At 40.3% G+C, this 21,025-nt stretch carries 22 protein-coding genes and 2 riboswitches; of the genes, 1 reads left to right on the forward strand and 21 read right to left on the reverse strand.

Features of this window, described 5'->3' with window-relative positions; translation table 11 throughout:
- Nucleotides 1-228: 228 nt before the first annotated feature.
- The 14 genes from AC4E8C_RS19470 to AC4E8C_RS19535 all read right to left on the reverse strand — a co-directional run bounded on the left by AC4E8C_RS19470 (nt 229) and on the right by AC4E8C_RS19535 (nt 14,295).
- Complete coding sequence (locus AC4E8C_RS19470) at nt 229-531, reverse strand: YunC family protein (protein ID WP_490208281.1); 303 nt, start codon at nt 529-531, stop codon at nt 229-231.
- Between the two features lie 60 nt (nt 532-591).
- Complete coding sequence (locus AC4E8C_RS19475; protein ID WP_490208282.1) at nt 592-1,941, reverse strand: bifunctional metallophosphatase/5'-nucleotidase; 1,350 nt, start codon at nt 1,939-1,941, stop codon at nt 592-594.
- Between the two features lie 9 nt (nt 1,942-1,950).
- Nucleotides 1,951-2,772: a sulfite exporter TauE/SafE family protein gene (locus AC4E8C_RS19480; RefSeq protein WP_490208283.1), complete on the reverse strand. Its 822-nt coding sequence runs from the start codon at nt 2,770-2,772 to the stop codon at nt 1,951-1,953.
- Nucleotides 2,773-2,810: 38 nt separating this feature from the next.
- Nucleotides 2,811-3,656 carry a DUF72 domain-containing protein gene (locus tag AC4E8C_RS19485; RefSeq protein WP_490208284.1) on the reverse strand — a complete coding sequence of 282 codons (846 nt, stop codon included), beginning with the start codon at nt 3,654-3,656 and terminating at the stop codon, nt 2,811-2,813.
- A gap of 121 nt (nt 3,657-3,777) precedes the next feature.
- Nucleotides 3,778-5,175 (reverse strand): Fe-S cluster assembly protein SufB, encoded by a 1,398-nt coding sequence (sufB, locus tag AC4E8C_RS19490; protein ID WP_490208285.1) that lies wholly within the window; start codon nt 5,173-5,175, stop codon nt 3,778-3,780.
- Between the two features lie 103 nt (nt 5,176-5,278).
- Nucleotides 5,279-5,719 carry a Fe-S cluster assembly sulfur transfer protein SufU gene (gene sufU / locus AC4E8C_RS19495; RefSeq protein WP_490208286.1) on the reverse strand — a complete coding sequence of 147 codons (441 nt, stop codon included), beginning with the start codon at nt 5,717-5,719 and terminating at the stop codon, nt 5,279-5,281.
- Nucleotides 5,709-6,938, reverse strand: coding sequence for a cysteine desulfurase (locus AC4E8C_RS19500; protein WP_490208287.1), 1,230 nt, complete (start codon nt 6,936-6,938; stop codon nt 5,709-5,711). Before AC4E8C_RS19500 ends, sufU begins: the two co-directional genes overlap by 11 nt.
- Entirely contained in the window at nt 6,938-8,248 is a 1,311-nt protein-coding gene (gene sufD / locus AC4E8C_RS19505) for a Fe-S cluster assembly protein SufD (protein ID WP_490208288.1), read from the reverse strand. Before sufD ends, AC4E8C_RS19500 begins: the two co-directional genes overlap by 1 nt.
- 21 nt (nt 8,249-8,269) lie before the next feature.
- The gene (sufC, locus tag AC4E8C_RS19510; protein ID WP_490208289.1) at nt 8,270-9,055 is read right to left on the reverse strand and encodes a Fe-S cluster assembly ATPase SufC; all 786 of its coding nucleotides are present in this window, start codon (nt 9,053-9,055) and stop codon (nt 8,270-8,272) included.
- A 392-nt stretch (nt 9,056-9,447) separates the two neighbouring features.
- Nucleotides 9,448-10,287, reverse strand: a complete 840-nt coding sequence (locus AC4E8C_RS19515) for a MetQ/NlpA family ABC transporter substrate-binding protein (RefSeq protein ID WP_490208290.1) — start codon at nt 10,285-10,287, stop codon at nt 9,448-9,450.
- A gap of 14 nt (nt 10,288-10,301) precedes the next feature.
- Nucleotides 10,302-10,970 (reverse strand): methionine ABC transporter permease, encoded by a 669-nt coding sequence (locus tag AC4E8C_RS19520; RefSeq protein ID WP_490208291.1) that lies wholly within the window; start codon nt 10,968-10,970, stop codon nt 10,302-10,304.
- Entirely contained in the window at nt 10,963-11,988 is a 1,026-nt protein-coding gene (locus AC4E8C_RS19525) for a methionine ABC transporter ATP-binding protein (RefSeq protein ID WP_490208292.1), read from the reverse strand. Before AC4E8C_RS19525 ends, AC4E8C_RS19520 begins: the two co-directional genes overlap by 8 nt.
- 150 nt (nt 11,989-12,138) lie before the next feature.
- Nucleotides 12,139-12,247: riboswitch (SAM riboswitch) on the reverse strand.
- Between the two features lie 134 nt (nt 12,248-12,381).
- Nucleotides 12,382-13,698, reverse strand: a complete 1,317-nt coding sequence (locus tag AC4E8C_RS19530; RefSeq protein WP_490208293.1) for an O-acetylhomoserine aminocarboxypropyltransferase/cysteine synthase family protein — start codon at nt 13,696-13,698, stop codon at nt 12,382-12,384.
- A gap of 61 nt (nt 13,699-13,759) precedes the next feature.
- Nucleotides 13,760-13,861: riboswitch (SAM riboswitch) on the reverse strand.
- Between the two features lie 80 nt (nt 13,862-13,941).
- Complete coding sequence (locus tag AC4E8C_RS19535; protein ID WP_490208294.1) at nt 13,942-14,295, reverse strand: hypothetical protein; 354 nt, start codon at nt 14,293-14,295, stop codon at nt 13,942-13,944.
- Between the two features lie 273 nt (nt 14,296-14,568).
- On the opposite strand from AC4E8C_RS19535, the gene AC4E8C_RS19540 reads away from it, so the two are divergent.
- Nucleotides 14,569-15,492, forward strand: coding sequence for a nuclease-related domain-containing protein (locus AC4E8C_RS19540; protein ID WP_490208295.1), 924 nt, complete (start codon nt 14,569-14,571; stop codon nt 15,490-15,492).
- A 318-nt stretch (nt 15,493-15,810) separates the two neighbouring features.
- Here AC4E8C_RS19540 and AC4E8C_RS19545 read toward each other — a convergent pair whose 3' ends face one another.
- The 7 genes from AC4E8C_RS19545 to AC4E8C_RS19575 all read right to left on the reverse strand — a co-directional run bounded on the left by AC4E8C_RS19545 (nt 15,811) and on the right by AC4E8C_RS19575 (nt 20,984).
- The gene (locus AC4E8C_RS19545; protein ID WP_490208296.1) at nt 15,811-16,119 is read right to left on the reverse strand and encodes a thioredoxin family protein; all 309 of its coding nucleotides are present in this window, start codon (nt 16,117-16,119) and stop codon (nt 15,811-15,813) included.
- Between the two features lie 5 nt (nt 16,120-16,124).
- Entirely contained in the window at nt 16,125-16,481 is a 357-nt protein-coding gene (locus AC4E8C_RS19550) for a toprim domain-containing protein (protein WP_490208297.1), read from the reverse strand.
- A gap of 134 nt (nt 16,482-16,615) precedes the next feature.
- Nucleotides 16,616-16,855, reverse strand: coding sequence for a YusG family protein (locus tag AC4E8C_RS19555; RefSeq protein WP_490208298.1), 240 nt, complete (start codon nt 16,853-16,855; stop codon nt 16,616-16,618).
- A 106-nt stretch (nt 16,856-16,961) separates the two neighbouring features.
- Nucleotides 16,962-17,345, reverse strand: coding sequence for a glycine cleavage system protein GcvH (gene gcvH / locus AC4E8C_RS19560; protein ID WP_490208299.1), 384 nt, complete (start codon nt 17,343-17,345; stop codon nt 16,962-16,964).
- Between the two features lie 77 nt (nt 17,346-17,422).
- On the reverse strand, nt 17,423-17,779 hold the full coding sequence (locus AC4E8C_RS19565) for an arsenate reductase family protein (RefSeq protein ID WP_490208300.1): 357 nt from the start codon (nt 17,777-17,779) through the stop codon (nt 17,423-17,425).
- A 190-nt stretch (nt 17,780-17,969) separates the two neighbouring features.
- The gene (locus AC4E8C_RS19570; RefSeq protein ID WP_490208301.1) at nt 17,970-19,751 is read right to left on the reverse strand and encodes an acyl-CoA dehydrogenase FadE; all 1,782 of its coding nucleotides are present in this window, start codon (nt 19,749-19,751) and stop codon (nt 17,970-17,972) included.
- A gap of 57 nt (nt 19,752-19,808) precedes the next feature.
- Nucleotides 19,809-20,984, reverse strand: coding sequence for an acetyl-CoA C-acetyltransferase (locus AC4E8C_RS19575; RefSeq protein WP_490208302.1), 1,176 nt, complete (start codon nt 20,982-20,984; stop codon nt 19,809-19,811).
- Nucleotides 20,985-21,025: the final 41 nt, after the last annotated feature.

Here is a 21,025-nt window from a genome sequence, read left to right on the forward strand (position 1 = left end):
TTCATGCTATATGTATGCGCTGAAAAGATGGTCTAGCCCATAAAAAACCGTAAACTCCAGTAAGAGTCAAGGTATTCCGAAGTAGAGAGCGGCAATTAGCAGGTTAATCTGAAATATCAGCGAATTTAACAATATATCAGCGTATTTTCAATTTTATCAGCGAATCTAAAATAGCAAAAAACTTTTAGAAAAGAACAAATAAAAAAAGCCTGCTATATCAGCAAGCTTTTATACCATTTTTAGCAATGCATCTTTCCCGATCATGCCCTGTGAGATGCCTAATTCCTCAGCCTCCCATGTTACTGACTCTAACGGGGCATTGAGAAGCTGTTCAATCGTTCTGACCCCGACAGCCCGGCCAGCTATAATTTTGCGGTCCTTTAATTTTTCATTTAACAAGCCTATATCTAACGCGCCGCACATAATATATCCTTTATCACTAGTCACCGCTAATAATGTGGTTTTGGGTAATAACACCGTAACAGCCAAGAAGGTATGGCCATTAATTTCGACTGGTTTAAGTTCAATCAAGGTTCTACACTCCTTTCCTTACTAATCACATTATGATTGTAGGAAAGATAGTGTGACAGGCTAATTAGTGCTCTTTAGTTTCCATTTTAACAGGTCACGTAGGAATTCTGGCAGAAAATAATTCTTTTCTTTTAATGGCAAAACATCCTGGAAAAAATGTCCAAACGTAAACATATCCGGTAGGGCAAGTGTGTAGTTCCGATCATCCTCTACTTCATGGTCATTAATCAAAATTCGATTTTCTTCAAAACAAATACCATCATAAACAAAAATTCCTAAAACCGTACCTCTAAAACCGAGACCTTTTATTTCCCTATTGTGTAGGGCTTCGTCTGTGGATTGCTCGATGATACTTTGGAGTTCTCTTCCCGTCAGTTCTACTAAACAAGGATTAATCGGGTGTGGACAAACAGACAGCACATCATACTCGGTCACTTTGCCCGATAATGTCCCCAACAGTAGACCCGCATTAATCATCGCACAATCGGCCTGGCACCATTGTCTTAATGACCTGCATAACAAAAGGGAAAAATTTGTTTCTCGAAATGCGCTGTGTACCAATGGCTCACTAAGGGTAGTCACATGCTGGCTTAATAATTTCTTGCCCTCCGTTATATAATGATTGACTTGCTCCAGCTCGTTTGTTGGAGAGTAAATCTCCTTTGTGTCGTATAGAACGGCTTCTTTCCTAATAACCTTTTTGCCTTCTAGGTGGAGGGTCATTTGACCCACATAATAGCCATACTTTCCGGCTGCCCCCAGAAGAGTGTGATTGACTAGTTTTCCTCTTTCAAGGAAGTGATGGGTGTGGGCGCCTAAGATTACATCAATGTCAGGGAATTGGGCAGCAATTTGTTCATCATCACGAATGCCAAGATGGGATAGTAAGATAATGACGTCCGCTTCTTGCCTTACTAATTCCATCACCTTTTGCAGCTCTACTAACGGATCCGTCAGTTTCCAGCCTAGCAATTCATATAAACGTGAAAAATTTGCCGTAAGACCGATAACCGCAACACGAGTTCCCTTTTTTGTAAAATAAATCTTATATGGTTTTACCCATTCAGGATAACTTCCATTGCTGTTATATAAATTGGCAAGAATCACATCAAAATCGGCATCGTCGTAAAGGTGATTCAAATCTTGATGCGGGAGGTTAATGCCTTCATTATTCCCTATCGTGACTGCTGTATAATGACTCTCATTCAAAAGATCAATATTCCCAAGTCCCTTTGTCGCTTCAGTCAATGGGTGCCAACGGTCAATGAAATCCCCAATATCAAAAAGAAAAACATCGTCCCCCATTTCTTTGGACTTCTCTAATTCATTTTTTAGGAACTGCTGAATTCTTGGCCAATTTTCTAAGTGACTGTGAAGATCATTTGTATGATAAATTTGAATTGTTTCCATATGCTTATTTTACCCTGCCATTCCTTGATAAATTAACCGAACTCCAACAATCACTAAGATTGTCCTAATAATGAACACAATTGTTTTACTTTTTAATTTGGTGTTTAAAAATACCCCGATTTTTGCCCCCATCCAGGCCCCAGGTATTAGTGCCAGTGCATAAAGCCAATTTACATTACCTAAAGCAATATGTGTGATCGAGCTTAAAATCGAAGTGGGCAGAATCATAAACATCGAAGTGGCTGTGGCCACATGCGGAGGGAAAAAGAATAATAAAATCATCGTTGGAACCATCAGCGATCCGCCGCCAATTCCAAAAATCCCTGATAAAAAGCCGACAACGAAGGCAATGATTACACCTAATATAGGATTAAAACCATACTCAAAGGTTGTCCCGCTATTATCGGTAAACGTGCGGACAATCCCCTTTTCTTTCCTGTAGGGAAGCGGCTTTAATTTATCTTTGATCACCAATACAGCCGAAACTAAGAGCATAAACAGCCCAAAATACAAATTAAACGAGTCTAACGCTAACTTCTCCGTTACCCAAGCGCCTAAGATACTCCCAGGACCGCTTCCGATTAGAAAAATCAATCCACTTTCATAATCAACTGTTTTATGCTTCATATAAGCTAAAGTTGAAGACAAACCAGTAAAAATCATCGTAAACAGTGAAGTCCCCACCACAATCTGAGGAGTAAGATGATTAAATGTTGATAATGTCCCTAAGTACAGCAGGGCAGGAACTACAATAATTCCTCCCCCCATTCCAATCAACGAACCCACCGAACTTGCCGCAATCCCTATTACAATTAAAATAACCCATTCCATAGGTGTTTCACCTTTCTATATGTCTAGAATAGACTTTATTAAAATAAATCAAGCTGCCTAGGGGCAAGCCCTTTATACTCTATTTGCAGGAGATTAATCATTTCCTTGGCATTATCTGCCGCATCCCCTCCAGAATTATTATTAAACAGGAGGTACACATCTTTACTCTCCTGAACTAATTCTTTTATGTAAGTAGCCCACTCCTGAAGTTCACGGGAATTATATCGATACAGATATCGAACCTCACGCCAATTCTCGGCCGTCCGCTTCTGCCAGCCATGAACATTGCGTCCATGAAATCTTACAAGAACCTTATCTGTATCGGTTGTTTGTAATACCGTCGGCACAGACCCTTCCCCCGATTGCGGCTCATCACAAATACTATGAATCCACTTTTCAGTCTTCATAAAATCGAGGGTTTGTTGACGATAGGCAGGCAGGAACCATGATTGATGCCTAAATTCGAGAGCACATGGAATATCACCCATAACAGTCCTGCACCATCTTAAATAATCGACATTTTCCCGCACACAAGCAAACCAGGGCGGAAATTGGAACAAGACCATCGCTAATTTCCCTTTTTCTATGTACGGCTCCAAGGAGTCTTTAAAGGCCTGAAACATGGCTTGTTTGGAGTCAAAGGGTATTTCACCACGTTGATGTCCGGTCATTCCTTGATATGCTTTTACGATGAACTGAAAGGTCTCTGGCGTTTCCTTGACCCACTTCTCGGCATTACGTTTCGGTTGGATCGCATAAAAAGCTGTGTCGACTTCCACTGTTGGAAAATGACCTGCATATTCCTTTAATTTATCCCTTGAAGAAATAGGACCCGGGTACAAGCTGTCATGGTCGCCCCAGCCGGTTAGGCCAATATAGATCAAAACATTCACCTCCGTACCTAATAATAGCATTTTATATCATTGAGTTTCCTCAAAAAAACTCGCCTATCAATATAAAATACCCGCAAGCCATCACAGCATGCGGGTACAATTTAATATCTTATTAACCGATTGAACCTTCCATCTCGAACTTGATGAGACGGTTCATTTCAACGGCATATTCCATTGGTAATTCTTTTGTAAATGGCTCGATAAAGCCCATAACGATCATTTCAGTTGCTTCTTGCTCTGAAATACCGCGGCTCATCAAGTAGAAAAGCTGCTCTTCAGATACTTTCGATACCTTTGCTTCGTGTTCCAATGAGATATTATCGTTCAAAATCTCGTTGTATGGTATCGTATCCGAAGTTGATTGGTTATCCATAATCAAAGTATCACACTCGATATTAGAACGAGCTCCATCGGCTTTCCGGCCAAAATGAACCTGGCCGCGGTAGGTTACCTTACCGCCATGCTTCGCAATCGACTTAGATACAATGGTGGAAGAGGTATTAGGAGCTAAATGGATCATTTTTGCTCCAGCATCCTGATGCTGACCAGTACCTGCAATGGCAATGGATAAAGTCATTCCGCGTGCGCCTTCACCTTTTAAGATAACAGCAGGATATTTCATCGTTAATTTAGAACCAATGTTTCCATCAATCCATTCCATTGTCGCGTTTGCCTCACAAACCGCACGTTTCGTTACAAGGTTATACACGTTGTTCGCCCAGTTTTGAATCGTTGTATAACGGCAGTAGGCATCCTTCTTAATAACAATTTCAACAACAGCACTGTGGAGTGAGTTGGTTGTATAAACCGGTGCCGTACAGCCTTCAACATAATGTACAGACGCGCCTTCATCCACAATGATTAAAGTACGCTCAAATTGGCCCATGTTTTCAGAGTTAATCCGGAAATAGGCTTGGAGAGGTGTATCAACTTTCACACCTTTTGGAACATATATGAATGAACCGCCAGACCATACAGCAGAATTCAAGGCAGCAAACTTGTTATCTGTTGGTGGAATAGTTTTTCCAAAATGCTCGCGGAAAATGTCTTCATTCTCTCTTAAAGCAGAATCTGTATCCTTAAATACGATTCCAAGTGCTTCAAGGTCTTCCTTCATATTGTGGTAAACAACCTCTGATTCATATTGTGCAGACACCCCAGCAAGATATTTTTGTTCCGCTTCAGGAATGCCTAGCTTATCAAATGTTGCCTTAATTTCTTCAGGTACTTCATCCCAAGATTTTTCGGACTTCTCAGATGGTTTCACATAGTAAGTGATTTCGTCGAAGTTCAATGAATTCAGGTCCCCGCCCCATTGTGGCATTGGTTTACTATAAAAAATGTCTAATGACTTTAAGCGGAAATCCAGCATCCACTGTGGTTCATTTTTCATTTTTGATATTTCTTCCACAATTTCACGTGTTAAACCACGTTTTGAACGGAATATGGAAACGTCTTTATCGGCAAAGCCATATTTATAATCACCGATCTCAGGCATTTTTTTCGCCATCGTCGTATTCCTCCTTATTTGAAAAGCGTTTGTGCCCATGCTTTGCATCGCTTTGAGCAAGGGCACTAAAGAGATTGAGATCTCTCTACCCGCTTTTTCAATTTTACTGTTGTTCCTCTTCTTTCAATCCCTTTTCCATTGCCTTCCACGCTAATGTGGCGCATTTAATTCTAGCTGGAAATTTTGAAACACCCTGTAGTGCTTCAATATCCCCTAAATCAATGGAATCATCGTGCTCTTTTCCTAACATCATGTCAGAAAATATTTCTGATAACTTAATTGCATCTTCAACCTTTTTTCCTTTAATCGCTTGGGTCATCATTGAGGCAGATGACATGGAAATGGAACAGCCTTCCCCTTCAAACATGGCATCCTTCACAATTCCATCTTCTACGTTAAATGTTAATTGGATCCGGTCACCGCAAGTTGGGTTATTCATATTAATAGTATGACTGCCATTTTCTAAAATGCCGCGATTACGAGGCTTTTTATAGTGATCCATGATGACGCGTCGGTAAAGTTGATCTAAATTATTAGAAGACATCGCTGAAATACTCCTTTGTTTTGACAAGCCCTTCAACGAGTTTATCAATATCCTCTTCAGTATTATATAAATAAAAGCTTGCACGCGCTGTTGCCGAAACGTTTAGCCATTTCATCAACGGTTGTGCACAATGGTGTCCAGCCCGTACGGCAATCCCTTCAGCATCCAATACAGTGGCCACATCATGGGGATGAACATCCGTAATATTGAAGGTGACCATTCCCGTCCGTTTGGCCGGGTCGAGTGGACCATAAATAGACATACCGTCAACAGCTGACATTTTTTCTAACGCATAGGCAGCAAGTTTATGATCATGCTCTGCAATATTGTCGAGGCCAATTTCATTTAAAAAGTCAATGGCCGCACCAAGTCCAATTGCACCAGCAATGATTGGAGTACCCGCCTCAAACTTCCACGGGAGCTCTTTCCAAGTTGATTCATACAAATGAACGAAATCGATCATTTCACCGCCAAATTCAATCGGCTCCATGTTTTCAAGCAAGTGTTTCTTTCCATAAAGTACCCCAATACCGGTAGGACCACACATTTTATGTCCGGAAAAAGCTAGAAAATCACAATCAAGGTCTTGAACATCTATTTTCATGTGTGGTGCACTTTGTGCTCCATCCACTACCATGATAGCGCCATTCTCATGGGCAATCTGAGCGATTTCCTTTACAGGATTGATGACACCAAGGACATTAGACACCTGGACAACGGAGACAATCTTCGTTTTAGAGGTAACCGTTGCTCTGACTTCATCTAATGAGATAGTTCCATCTTCTTGGAGCTGAATATATTTTAATTGTGCACCTGTCCGTTTGGCTACTTGCTGCCAAGGAATAATATTACTGTGGTGCTCCATATAAGTAATGACGATTTCATCGCCCTCGTTTAAATTTGCCGCAGCATAGCTTGCTGCCACTGTGTTTATAGAAGTCGTTGTTCCTCTGGTAAAAATCACTTCTTGGATTGATTTCGCATTGATAAATTTACGAACCTTTTCCCGTGCCCCTTCGTATGCATCAGTAGCTTTTGTTCCTAATGTATGCACACCACGATGAACATTGGAATTAATTTCGCGATAGTATTTTTCAACCGTCTCAATTACTTGGATGGGCTTTTGAGATGTTGCCGAACTATCCAAGTATACCAAGGGGTGCCCATTAACGTCTTGATTAAGGATTGGAAACTGGTTACGAATATCTTGGATATTCATTAGCGTACTTTCCTTTCAATCACTTCAGTTAATTGCTGCTTCACTTTTTCAATTGGAAGCTGATTTACTACTGGTGCTAAAAATCCATGGATGACTAGACGCTCAGCCTCTACCTGCGGAATACCTCGGCTCATTAAATAGTAAAGCTGAACGGGGTCAACACGGCCAACAGAAGCCGCGTGTCCTGCCATTACATCATCTTCATCAATTAGCAAGGCTGGGTTGGCATCACCGCGAGCTTTCTCACTAAGCATTAACACCCGTGATGTTTGTTCTGCATCCGATTTAGATGCCCCATGTTCAATTTTACCAATTCCATTAAAGATTAAAGTAGCACTTTCCTTCACAACACCATGGTTCAAAATATTACCTTGTGTATTTTTTCCAAAATGAACCACTTGAGTGGTAAAGTTCTCTGTTTGATCTCCACGTCCAACCACAACCGTTTTGGTATCTCCTGAAGAACCATCCCCAATTAAGTTTGTGGTATTGTCTGAGATCGTGTTTCCTTCGTTCATAAGCCCAAGCGCCCACTCAATTGCAGCGTCTCTTCCGGCTACACCGCGGCGGTTTACATAGGTTGTTACACCTTTAGCAAGGTGGTCGACTGCACCATATTGAACTCTTGCATTCGTGTTTGCAATCACTTCTGTCAAAATATTTGCTAGTGTATCGGATGTTTCCACTGTGGAAATGTAGTTTTCGACATATGTGACGGAGCTATTATCTTCTGCAACCACTAAAACGTGATTAAATAAATTAGCTTCAGCATCATCCTGAACAAAGACAGCTTGAATTGGTTCAGTGATTTCCACGTTTTTTGGAACATATAAGAATACCCCACCATTTACAAGCGCTGTATGAAGGGCCGTTAGACGGTGTTCATCGGCATTAATGGCTTGTGTCATGTAATATTTTTTAATAATATCCCCATGCTCTTTAAGTGCAGTAAAAATATCAGTAAAAATAACTCCCTGTTTCTTAAGATTGTCTGATAATGTCAGTAATGCAGGAGTTTGATTCCGCTGGATATATAAATTTTGCTCTTTAGCATCGACATCTACAAGCGCTTTTACTTCTTCAGGAAGTTCAGCAATTGAAGCATAAGGAGCACTCGTTACCGTATGCTTAAGAAAATTAACAAAGTTCCATTTATCAATTTTCGTTTTATCTGGTTTAGGCATCGGCAGTTCATTGAATTGCTCTAATGCCGTGAGTCGAAGCTTTTCAAACCAAGCAGGCTCGCTCATCTCCTTTGAGAATGAGCTAAGAAAACCCTTATCAAATGGTAATTTTGTTTCAGTTGTCATGGTAATCCTCCTAACTAACGCTTACGCTTCTTGCTCTACTGTTTCATCTTCAATTCCAAGCTCTTTCTTAAGCCCTTCATAACCTTCCGCTTCTAAGCGCTGTGCAAGTTCTGGTCCGCCGGATTTCACAACACGGCCTTGCATCATTACATGCACATGGTCAGGAGTAATATAGTTTAACAGACGTTGATAGTGGGTGATAATTAAGCAGCCGAACTCTCCGCCGCGCATTTCATTAATTCCTTTTGATACAACTTTTAGTGCATCAATATCAAGTCCGGAGTCAATTTCATCAAGAATCGCAATTTTTGGTTCCAACATCATTAATTGCAAAATCTCATTCCGTTTTTTCTCACCGCCGGAGAAGCCTTCGTTTAAATAACGCTGTGCCATATCAAGGTCCATTTCAAGGAACTCCATTTGCTTATCCATTTTACGAATGAATTTCATAAGAGAAATTTCATTGCCTTCGCCTAAACGGCTATTAATGGCTGAACGTAAAAAATCGGCATTGGTAACGCCGTTAATCTCACTTGGATATTGCATCGCTAAGAATAGACCGGCGCGAGCGCGTTCATCAACTTCCATTTCAAGGACATTTTGTCCATCTAATTCAATCGTACCGCTTGTTACTTCATATTTTGGATGTCCCATAATAGCAGATGATAAAGTAGATTTACCAGTACCATTTGGTCCCATGATCGCGTGGATTTCGCCACCTTTTATCTCAAGGTTTACACCCTTTAAAATTTCTTTCCCATCAATTGCTACATGTAAATCTTTGATCGTTAAAGTTGATCCAGCCATATTAAATACCTCCGAAAAGAAAGTGTTGTATCTTGTAGACCTAGTAGGTCGAGATCCTATATTCTCATTTTATTCTCATTACAATCTTATAACAAATGAAATGTATAAGCAACTCCTAAACAGTAAAAACATAGGGGTATTTTCAATAAGCAAGTGCTAAATGAGAATAGAAAACATAATTTTAGTGAAAATCAGTTTTATTTAAAATAAATTAAAAAAGCACCTGAATAAAATGATACCTCATTTTTTGCTTCATTTCCAACAATATTAAAGCGTAAAACCCTTTCTATTTTTACCCATTCGACCTCTTTCATGTATGAATAACCCCCGCAAGATATAGGAAAAAGCCAGTGACCGAATCACTGACTTTTTTTACTTCTACCTATTTAATATTACTCCGATACTGGAACAACCGCACCTTTATATTTTTCAAGGATGAAATCTTGAATTTCTTTTGAGTGAAGAACTTCTACTAGTGTTTTAATTGCTTCTTTATTTTCGTCACCTTTACGGACAGCAATCACGTTCACATATGGTGATTCTTTGTCTTCAATTGCGATTGAATCTTTAACAGGATTCAAACCGCCATCAATCGCATAGTTTGAATTGATTAACACGGCGTCGCCTTCACCATTGTTATAAATTTGAGGTAAAAGTTTTGCTTCGTAGTCTGCGTCAAAGTTTAATTTCTTTGGATTGTCAACAATATCTTTGATCTCAGCTTTTGTTTTATCAATGCCATCTTTTAATTTGATGAGGCCTTCTTTTTCAAGTAAGGATAACAGACGTCCATGGTCAGCGACAGAGTTGCTCATGATTAAGTGGGCTCCTTCTGGAAGGTCGCTTAATTTTTTGTATTTCTTAGAATACACACCAATTGGCTCAATGTGAATACCGCCGGCATTGACGAATCCATAACCAAATTCTTTATTTTGAGATTCAAGGTATGGGATATGCTGAAAATAGTTTGCATCTAATTCTTTTGATTCTAATGCTTTGTTAGGTAATACATAGTCAGTGAATGTTTTAATAGTTAAATTAATGCCTTTTTCTTTTAAAATTGGTTTTGCCTTTTCAAGAATTTCAGCATGGGGTACGGTTGAAGCTCCAACTACTAATTCTGTTGTATTGCTTTTTTCACTAGTACCTTCTGTTTTATCTTCTGATTTCCCACAAGCACCTAATGCTAATACTAATGTTAATGCTAAAAGTAATGTTAACCATTTTTTCATGTTGACCTCTCCTTTTATCGTTTATCTAATTTTGAAGTGATAAAATCACCTATGACTTGAATCACAAATACTATTAGTAAAATGATGACAGTAGCAATTAATGTTACGTCATTTTGACCGCGTTGGAATCCATAGTTGTAAGCGAGATTCCCTAAACCGCCGGCCCCAATCGCACCCGCCATTGCCGTGAAGCCTACTAATGAAATCGCCGTAACGGTAATCCCAGAAATAAGTGCAGGCATGGATTCTGGCAGCAACACCTTCCAAATTATTGTTCCGGTTGTTGCCCCCATCGACCTGGCTGCTTCAATGACACCTTTATTAATTTCCCGCAGGCCAATTTCGACCATTCTAGCGTAAAACGGAGCCGCACCAATGATTAGCGCTGGTAATGCTGCATCTTCGCCAATCATAGTTCCAATTAAGAACGTTGTGAATGGGATTAACAATACAATGAGGATAATAAACGGTATTGAGCGGAAGATATTAACAATTGCCCCAATAATCGTATTAACCGGTTTATTTTCCCACAGATTCCCTTTTGAGGTTAGAAATAGAATTAGTCCAAGGATAATACCAAGAATAAATGTAGCAATAACCGATATCCCCGTCATATAAATAGTGTTTTTTGTTTCTTCCCACATAATCAGCCAATCGACGTTTGGTAAATAGTGTTTAATCATTTGTGACCACCTCCACTCCAACCTGCTGGGAACGAATGTAATCAACAGCTTCGATTACTTCCTTTTCATCCCCATCGATGTGGATGAATAAGGAACCATATGAGCCGTTTTGGGTTTGTGAAATCTTCCCTTGTAGGATATTAACGGTCACATTATTCTGCCTGATTAGGTTCGTAATCAGCGGCTGCTCGGCTGACTTGCCAATAAAGGTTAGTTGAACAATCTGTCCTGAAGGATATTGCTCCAACAGGTGTTGGGCAGCTTCCTTTGTTTCTTCCGGTTCCGATACTTGTTGCACAAACCGTTTCGTGATGGGCTGCTGCGGATTTTTAAAAACATCCAGCACCGATCCAAGTTCCACTACCTTACCGCTTTCCATCACAGCGACACGGTGACAGATTTTTCGAATCACATGCATTTCATGTGTAATCAAGACAATCGTTAAGCCGAGGCGCTTATTAATATCGACCAGTAATTCCAAAATAGAATCCGTTGTTTGCGGATCAAGAGCGGATGTTGCTTCATCGCAAAGCAATACTTTGGGATTATTTGCTAGTGCCCTTGCGATTCCTACCCTTTGCTTTTGCCCGCCGCTCAACTCTGAGGGATAGGCATTTTCTCGTCCTTCTAAACCAACCAGCTTAATCAGCTCTGCCACTTTTTTCTTTCGTTGCGGCCCTTTCACACCAGCAATTTCAAGCGGAAAGGCAATATTTTGACTAACTGTTCGGGACCAAAGTAAGTTAAAATGTTGAAAAATCATGCTGATTTCCTGACGTGCCTTCCGCAGTTCCGCTCCCCTAATTTTAGAGATAACACGGCCCGCGACCGTAATACTTCCCTCTGTCGGCAGTTCCAGTCCATTCAGCATTCTGATTAAGGTACTCTTCCCAGCACCACTATAACCAATTACACCAAAGATTTCGCCATCTTGTATTTCAAGGTTTACATCATCGACAGCTTTCAGTTCACCTTTTGTGGTAGGGAATATCTTTCTGGCATTTTTAATTGAAATCACTTAGTTCACCTACTTTTTATCTAGAATACCTAATTTTAGAAAGATTCTTTGAATATAGGGTTTGACTGTATAACGGAAATGATTCTACTATTTTTGAAAAATAAAATGCCTTTCTGCAGAGGCAGAAAGGCATCAAAAAAACAATCCTTTCTCCCATCTCCCAAAGCTGACGCTTTGTGTGAATTGGCACCATTTCAATAATAATATTGACGGTTGCCGGGCTTCATCGGGCACATCCCTCCACCTCTCTTGATAAGAGTAAACAGCATTTTATATTCAATTAACACGTTAAATTATTTGAGTAAATTATAGTACGAAAATTATCGTATCACTAATAAAAAGAGGTGTCAACGAAAAATCCTTCATTTTTCGAATAAATGTATGAAGGAAAACCTAGGCCTTAGCCTTCAATGAAGCTAAACCTGTTGCTGCTTCTATCGCTGTTTCGAGGTCATCAATGAGATCCTCTACATTTTCAATTCCAATTGAGAGACGGATTAAATCTTCTCCTACCCCGGCTGCTTTAAGCCCATCGGCATCCAACTGCTGGTGGGTCGTACTTGCGGGATGGATAATCAAACTCTTGGCATCCCCAACATTTGCCACATGTGCCCAAAGTGATAACGAATTGATGAGTTTTGCTCCTGCTTCTTTTCCACCTTTTATTCCAAACACTACCATGGACCCTGCACCTTTTGGTAAATACTTTTTGGCTAATTCATTATCAGGGTGCGAGGCATGGCCAGGGTAAGAGACCCATTCAACCGCAGGGTGGTTTAATAAATACTCAACCACTTCCTTTGTATTGGCTACATGCTCCTTCATCCGTACATGCAGAGTTTCCAGTCCTAGTGTAAACTGGAAGGCATTTTGCGGACTTAAAGCAGGACCTAAATCACGTAATAATTGAACCCGTGCTTTAATAATATAAGCAACAGCGCCTAATGCCTCTGCATAGACAAGACCATGATAGCTCTCATCAGGTGTCGTAAAGCCAGGGAATTTAGGGGAATTCCAATCAAAATGACCGCCATCCACAATAACTCCCCCCGTTGATGTTCCATTCCCTAAAAGCCATTTTGTTGCAGAGTGGACAACAATATCAGCCCCATGTTCAATTGGTCTGCACAGGTATGGTGTTGCAAATGTATTATCAATAATAAGCGGAACACCAGCTTCATGAGCAATATTGGCTACTTTCTCAATATCGAGTACCCGTAAGCTTGGGTTTCCGATGGTTTCTGCAAAGACTGCTTTCGTTTTTTCGGTAATAGCAGCCCGGAAGTTTTCCGGATTTTCAGCATCGACAAATTTTACATTGATGCCGTATTTCGGTAAGGTAACGGCCAATAAATTATAGGTGCCGCCATATAGATTGGAGGCAGAGACAATCTCGTCACCAGCTTCAGCAACGTTTAAAATCGCTAGGGTAATCGCAGCCATCCCGCTGGCAACAGCTAAAGCTCCAACTCCCCCTTCTAATAATGCTACTCGGTCTTCAAAAACAGTGGTCGTCGGATTATGAATCCTCGTGTATATGTAGCCCGGCTCTGCTAAGCTAAATAAGTTGGCCGCATGTTCTGTATTTTTAAACTGATAAGCATTATTTTGATAAATTGGTACTGCCCGGGCACCCGTAACAGGATCTGGTGACAACCCTCCATGAACACTCAAAGTTTCAAAGCGATATTTCTTTTGATTTTCTGCCATTACATTCGTTCCTCCCTTTTATGAAATAACCCCCACTTCTTTAAGAAGAGGGGGTGCGCTCTTCTTATCGCTCAGAGTGTTTAGCTCTGCTGGAATTAGCACCGTGTTTCAAACCGGTTGCCGGGCTTCAAAGGGCCAGTCCCTCCGCCGCTCTTGATATGAATATGTCATTCATTTGTTGCAATTGATTGAATATTTTAAATAAACAATACAGTAAGTTTAATTCCGAGTCAATACCTTTGATTAAATTACTTTTGCGAAATTTTGCTGTGCTTTTGTTAAAAAGAAGAGGGATTCTAGCAATAGGGTAATTCTAAGCGGCATAGCTATGCTTAGCTGACCTCGATGTTCTAAATCCCGCAGTCTACTCGTTCCTTCAAACAGTTGTTTCATGGCCTGCTTGTTTCCTCGGATTTCGTAATTGCCCTGTGGAACTTCATGATTTTGCAGAATACTGATGGAGCCGTGTTTAATTTCTAATTGAACTGTTTCCAGCTCGCATTTTATGGTGACCCTCACATCAGCCTGTTGGATTAATGAAAGTACATGTCCTGCTTCGTAGAATTTTTCTATAAAATTTTCAACTAATTCTATCATCCCTACCACTCCGGTCTACATTTTATATTGTAGTAATTCCGCAGTATATGAGGGAATCCTCCAATAAACCGCTCGACAATTCTTTTGGTCTTTTGGAAATTTCCTGAGAAATATGTCGGATTATGAGGTTTGTTGGATAAATAGATAAGGTGTATCCACATTCTGTTGCTCGACAGCTCCTGGTCAAAAGATAGAAATTTTTGTCAAAAAGTATTCAAATATTCATCTTCGGAGATCTATCCCTTTTTAATAAAATAGAGTAGGAGGTGAAATATGTTTTATAAACCAAGAACTGAGTCTGATGAAATTAGAATGTTAAGAGTTTTAAACAAACACATGGTGTTAGAGGAAGAGTGGAAACAGCGCTATTATAATCTCGTAAAGGGGTTTGAAGGTGAGGTGATGTTTGATTCTTTAACAGAGAAGCTTCGATGTCAAAGTTTGATTGTAAATGATTTGCGCCTAGAGACAAGTGGGGCGAAATTCCAACTAGATTCGGTGCTGATTTCCCAAGAGCCACTATACCTGTTTGAAGTGAAGAATTTTGAAGGTGATTATTTCTTTGAAAATGGTCGATTCTATCACATGGTTACAAAAAAGGAAATAAATAACCCACTCTTACAACTAGAACGAAGTGAATCCTTGTTGCGGCAGTTGCTCCATAAAATTGGAAACCGAATCTCCATTGAACCGTATGTTGTGTTTATTAACCCCGAGTTTACCTTATATCAAGCCCCTCAGAATAAACCCATTCTTTATCCAAATCAACTTCCTAGGTTTATGAAAAGAATAAACGATAGACCATCCACTTTAACTGGGCGCCACAAGAGTTTAGCAAATAAATTAGTTTCTTCGCACCAGATTAATATCGATTTCAAAAGACCTGAATATAACTACAGTTCGTTAAGAAAAGGAATAACTTGCGCCGACTGCCACTCCTTTACGGTACATGTGGAGGATAAGAAATTAATTTGTGATCCATGTGGGCATGAAGAATTAGTGGATACAGCTATATTACGAGCTGTTGAGGAGCTAAAATTATTATTTACGGATGAAAGGATTACTACGAATAAGGTGCAGGATTGGTGTGGGGTAATTAAGTCGGAAAAGACGATTAGGAGGGTGCTAATGAGGAATTTTAGTTATATCGGGAAGAAAGAATACCAATTTTTAGAAAGGATTAAACGACAAGATTAGGGCATTATTTTAATTTCAAAGTGAATAAGATTGTTTTTGATTCATTTAGAACTATGCACTCTTCACAGTTCCCGTGTTTCTCTTTTGGTAAGCTCCACGGGCACTGTCGACTCTTCACAGTTCCCGTACTTCTCTTTTTGGAGGCTCCACGGGCACTGTCGACTCTTCACAGTTCCCGTACTTCTCTTTTTGGAGGCTCCACGGGCACTGTGCACTCTTCACAGTTCCCCCGCTCCTCTTTTTGGAGGCTCCACAGGCACTGTCATCTCCTCACAATGCTTTATTAGCAGAAAAAGCAGACGCCCGCTCGCATCTGCTTCACCCTAAATACTGTTTTATTTTCCCCAACAAGTAAGGAACTGAATGAAAAGCGTATATGGTTTCCTGCACCGTGCCGTTTTTCACAAACAATAGACAAGGTACACTTTCAACCGCAAAATCCTTAGCCAAATCAGGATAAAAATTTAGGTTCATTTTTCCCATTTTAAGATCTACAAGCTCCTCTACGACTTGCAGCATCCGCGACGCTACTTGGCAGGTGCCGCATAGAGGGGTATAAAAATAGACTAGGCCGCTTTCATGAAGATCGAGAAAGGTTGTTAATTCTGTTCGTTTCCATTCATTCATATACATTAACTCATTTCTAAATACTCTGTGTGAACATCAATATTAGCCCCTAAAAGGACAGTCGCTAGATGGTGTACAGGTGCGGTTGCGACTTCGCGATACATCCGGTCTATATACAGATGTTCAGCTTGTGGGAATTCCCGTTTGAATTGTTTGCGGAGCTTCTCACCAGATGCATCTGCATCGACAAGGATATAAACATCCTTATCCTCAAGAAACTCAATTAGTTCTTCTAATTTGGTATGACTAATTGTTCCATTGGTACAAATAATTTCAACGGGTTCCTTCACAATATTTTTTACCTTATTTTTATCCGATTTTCCTTCGACAATAAGAACTTTGTCAACATACGAGTCATTCATATCCATCACCTGTAATAAAAAAGTTAGTTTATGTTAACATATTCTAAAATATCGATTACGTGTGCCTTCTTCTTAGTATGTTAACTATATCATTATTGTCAGCTAAGAAATAGGAATTTGCTCGGCCTAAGCCATTAGCACCAGCCGCCATCATCGCAATCAGTATACTTAGCATCAGGCTGTTCCGTAACAGTTACTTGTTGATAAATCTTTTGTTGTTCCGCTTCAAACTGTGGATTTAAGTCAACCTGAATGTTTTCCGAAAGTTTAATTTTTCCGATTGAGGAATTTTCGAGAAATAATTCTATTTCTCCATTTTTCAACTTGCCAACTACACGGTCCGTTACATCGATCTTTTGCTGTTTTAACGTCATATTTCCACCCTCTTTATATATTTAGTATTAGTCTCTCCTGGAAAGTAGAAGAAAAAGAGTGGAAATTTAAGAGAAAAAGCACCCGATTGTCGGGTGCTTTGCAACATTAGTCTTCTTTTGTCATTTCTTCGTATTGTTCTGGAGTCATCAATTTCTCTAACTCGCTTAAGTCAGATGGCTCAATAACAATCATCCAAGCCTTTTCATATGGTGATTCATTAACAAATTCAGGACTGTCACTTAAATCTTCATTAATTTCCACTACTTTACCACTAACTGGTGCATATAGTTCCGATACCGTTTTAACAGATTCAACGCTGCCAAATGGGTCGTCAGCCGATACTTCTGTACCCACTTCAGGGAGTTCAACGAACACGATGTCTCCTAATTCATGTTGTGCAAAGTCCGTAATCCCAACGCGGACTCTTTCTCCTTCAACTTTAACCCATTCGTGTTCTTCAGAATAACGTAAGTCTTTTGGTATACTCATTTGCTAAACCCTCCATTGTTTTTTCTAAATCTATCATCGAAGTCATTCGATTTCCATAATTGAATAAAGAAGTATGGCTATAGCCACATTTTTTCATACTCTTCTTCTTTAAAGCCTACTGTGACCCGCTCCCCATCTGTTAAAATGGGTCTTTTAATCAACATTCCATCAGATGCCAGCAATTCTAGCAGTTCCTCTTCGGTTGCAGTTTTCATTTTATCCTTTATCCCTAATTCTCGATATTTTAAGCCACTTGTATTAAAAAACTTCTTTAATTCCAAGCCGCTTTTTTGATAAAAGTCCTGCAATTCTTTGTGTGTCGGTGGATTTTCGACAATATGTACTTCTTGATACGAAAGTTGATGAGCATCCAGCCATTTCTTTGCATTACGGCATGTACCACATTTCGGATACCAGTAAAAAGTCAGAGACATTGTTTCACCGCCTTTTACCAAAATTGTAAACGCGTCAATCAAATATTACCATAACGCCTTTGAAAATCCTAACATGGAGGCTAAAAAGCTTCCCCTAGAAATAATTCGACTAATTTCGTAAAAACCCTTCTTAAATTTCGCTAATTTTAAAAAGAAAAGCCCCCTCCAAAAGAGGAGGGAGCACATTCCTTTACACAATATAACGTTCAGCTTCAATAACTACATCTGCAGCTTCTCGTTTCTTCGCAATTACATTGATTGGAGTATGACGAGTAAATTTTCGAAGCGAGGTCAACATCATCCGAAGGGTATCCCCTTTTTCAATTGCTACAAGTGATTCTTTTGCAGTTGCTTCAATTTCATTAAAGGCTTCCTGACAGAAGATTTGTGTATAAAGAAGTTTTTGCTTACTCTTTTCTACACCGTCTTTGGCAATAGCCTTTTCCGTCCGTAATACGACAGATTCCATTGCATACACATTGGAAACAAGATCAGCAATGTTCGCTAAAACTTCTTGCTCGCTTTCAAGTGCTTTGCCAAATTTTTGAGCCGCTAAGCCCGCAGCAAGTAAAGCAATTTTTTTCGCATTTTTCACTAAATATTTTTCTTGCGCTAACGGCTCGTCACCAGGCTCTTCTGGCATTAGCATCATTAATTCCTCTTGAAGTGCCATTGCTTTTTGAAATAGTGGAAGTTCGCCTTTTAGCGCCTTTTTCACAAGCGTTCCTGGCACAAGGAGACGATTAATTTCATTAGTTCCTTCAAAAATACGATTAATACGGGCATCACGATAAGCTCTCTCAATTGGATATTCCTGCATGAAGCCATAGCCGCCATGAATTTGAACGCCTTCATCCACTACATAGGATAATACTTCACTGGCAAAAAATTTATTTACTGAACATTCAATAGCATATTCAGCAATGGAATTGGCCAATTTTTTAAGATCTTTTGCTTCCTCGGTCGATAATTTACCTTGGTTTTCTTCATACAAACCAATCGTACGGTAAACAGAACTTTCCGCTGCATAAATTTTCGCCGCCATTGTTCCAAACTTTTCTTTTGTTAAATTGAATTGTGAAATTGGTGTTTTAAACTGCTTACGTCCATTTGCATATTTAACAGTCATCTCAAAGGCACTCTTAGAACCGCCGACACCACCAACAGCCAATTTGTAACGTCCAATATTAAGGATATTGAAGGCAATTACATGCCCCTTACCAAATTCACCTAATAAGTTTTCAACTGGTACAGCCACATCTTCTAAGATAAGGGTACGTGTGGATGAGCTCTTAATCCCCATTTTCTTTTCCTCAGCACCAGTAGACACACCTGGGAACTCCCTCTCTACGATGAAGGCTGTGAAGTGCTCGCCATCCACCTTTGCATAGACAACAAATACATCAGCAAATCCGGCATTGGTGATCCATTGCTTTTCGCCATTAAGAATATAATGAGTACCAGCTTCGTTTAATCTTGCGGTTGTTCTGGCGCCAAGGGCATCGGAACCAGAACCTGGCTCTGTTAACGCATAAGCGGCCAATTTTTCACCTGAAGCAAGCGCTGGTAAATACTTTTTCTTTTGATCGTCATTACCGAATAATACAATTGGCAAAGACCCAATCCCCACGTGTGCGCCATAGGATAATGAGAACCCGCCTGCACGCGCCATTTTTTCCGTAATAACCGATGAGGTTACTTTATCTAATCCTAAGCCTTCAAACTCTTCTGGAACATCAACCGCTAATAAACCAAGTTCGCCCATTTTTTTCAAAAGTTTAACGGTACGATCGAATTCATGGTTTTCTAAGTGCTCAAGTTGTGGTGCTACTTCTTTTTCAACAAAATCTTCTGCCGTTTGGGCAATCATTAAATGTTCTTCCGTGAAATCTTCTGGTGTAAAGATATTTTCGAATGAAAGATCCTCGATTAAAAAGCTTCCACCATTAACAATCTTTTTCGTTTCTGTCATTAAAAATTCCTCCTAATCTTTTTTAGAGGGGCTTATTTGATCGCCCCTTGTCTTTTTTTAAAGTAGTTCAAATACTCCAGCAGCACCCATCCCGCCGCCGATACACATGGTAACTACACCAAATTGCTGGTTTCTGCGTTTTAATTCGTGAATGAGTGATAATGTTAATTTAGCACCTGTACAGCCAAGCGGATGTCCAAGAGCAATCGCACCGCCATTTACGTTGACAATTTCCTCATTAAGACCAAGTTCGCGAATAACTTGAAGGGATTGGGAAGCAAAAGCTTCATTTAATTCGAACAAGTTGATATCAGATAACTCTAATCCGGCAAGCTTAACGGCTTTTGGAATGGCTACAACCGGACCAACCCCCATAATTTCTGGCGGTACCCCGCCCACAGCAAAGGATCGGAATTTTGCCAGTGGTTTCAGACCAAGCGATTCTGCCTTTTCTCGGTCCATTACCATCACAGCCGCAGCACCGTCACTTGTTTGCGAAGCATTGCCTGCTGTCACCGAACCAGTAACGGAGAAGGCAGGACGAAGTTTCGCAAGGGTTTGGATATTTGTTTCAGGGCGAACACCTTCGTCTTGTGAAAATTGAATGGACTTTTCAACAAGTTTATTGTCTTGACCAACTGTACGGATGGTCACATCTACTGGAACAATTTCGTCTACAAATTTACCTTCTGCAATCGCTTTTGCCGCGCGTTGATGACTTCTCACGGCAAATGCATCTTGATCTTCGCGGGATATTCCATACTTTTGCGCCACTTGTTCAGCTGTATGGCCCATTCCCATGTAATATTGGGGTGCCGTTTCCGCCAGTTTAATATTGGGACGTACCACATGCCCCATCATTGGGATCATGCTCATCGATTCTGCTCCGCCAGCAATCGCTGTATCGGTATGCCCGAGCATAATTCCTTGGGCTGCATAAGCAATCGCCTGCAGGCCTGAAGAACAGAAACGATTGACTGTTATGGCAGGTACTGTATAAGGAAGTCCTGCTAATGCTCCAATATTCCGGGCCATGTTGTTTCCTTGTTCAGCTTCTGGCATCGCACAGCCAATAATTAAGTCATCGATATTGCCTTCATAATTTCCCGCACGTTTTAATGTCTCTCTTACTACCAACGCGCCCAAGTCATCAGGACGAACATGGGCAAGCGTTCCTTTCTTTGCTTTACCTACCGGGGTCCGAGCTCCGGCCACAATTACCGCTTCTCTCATGCAAGTTCCCTCACTTTCATTCAAATTATAGTAATCTATCG

The organism is Neobacillus sp. SRL179, assembly GCF_984799095.1.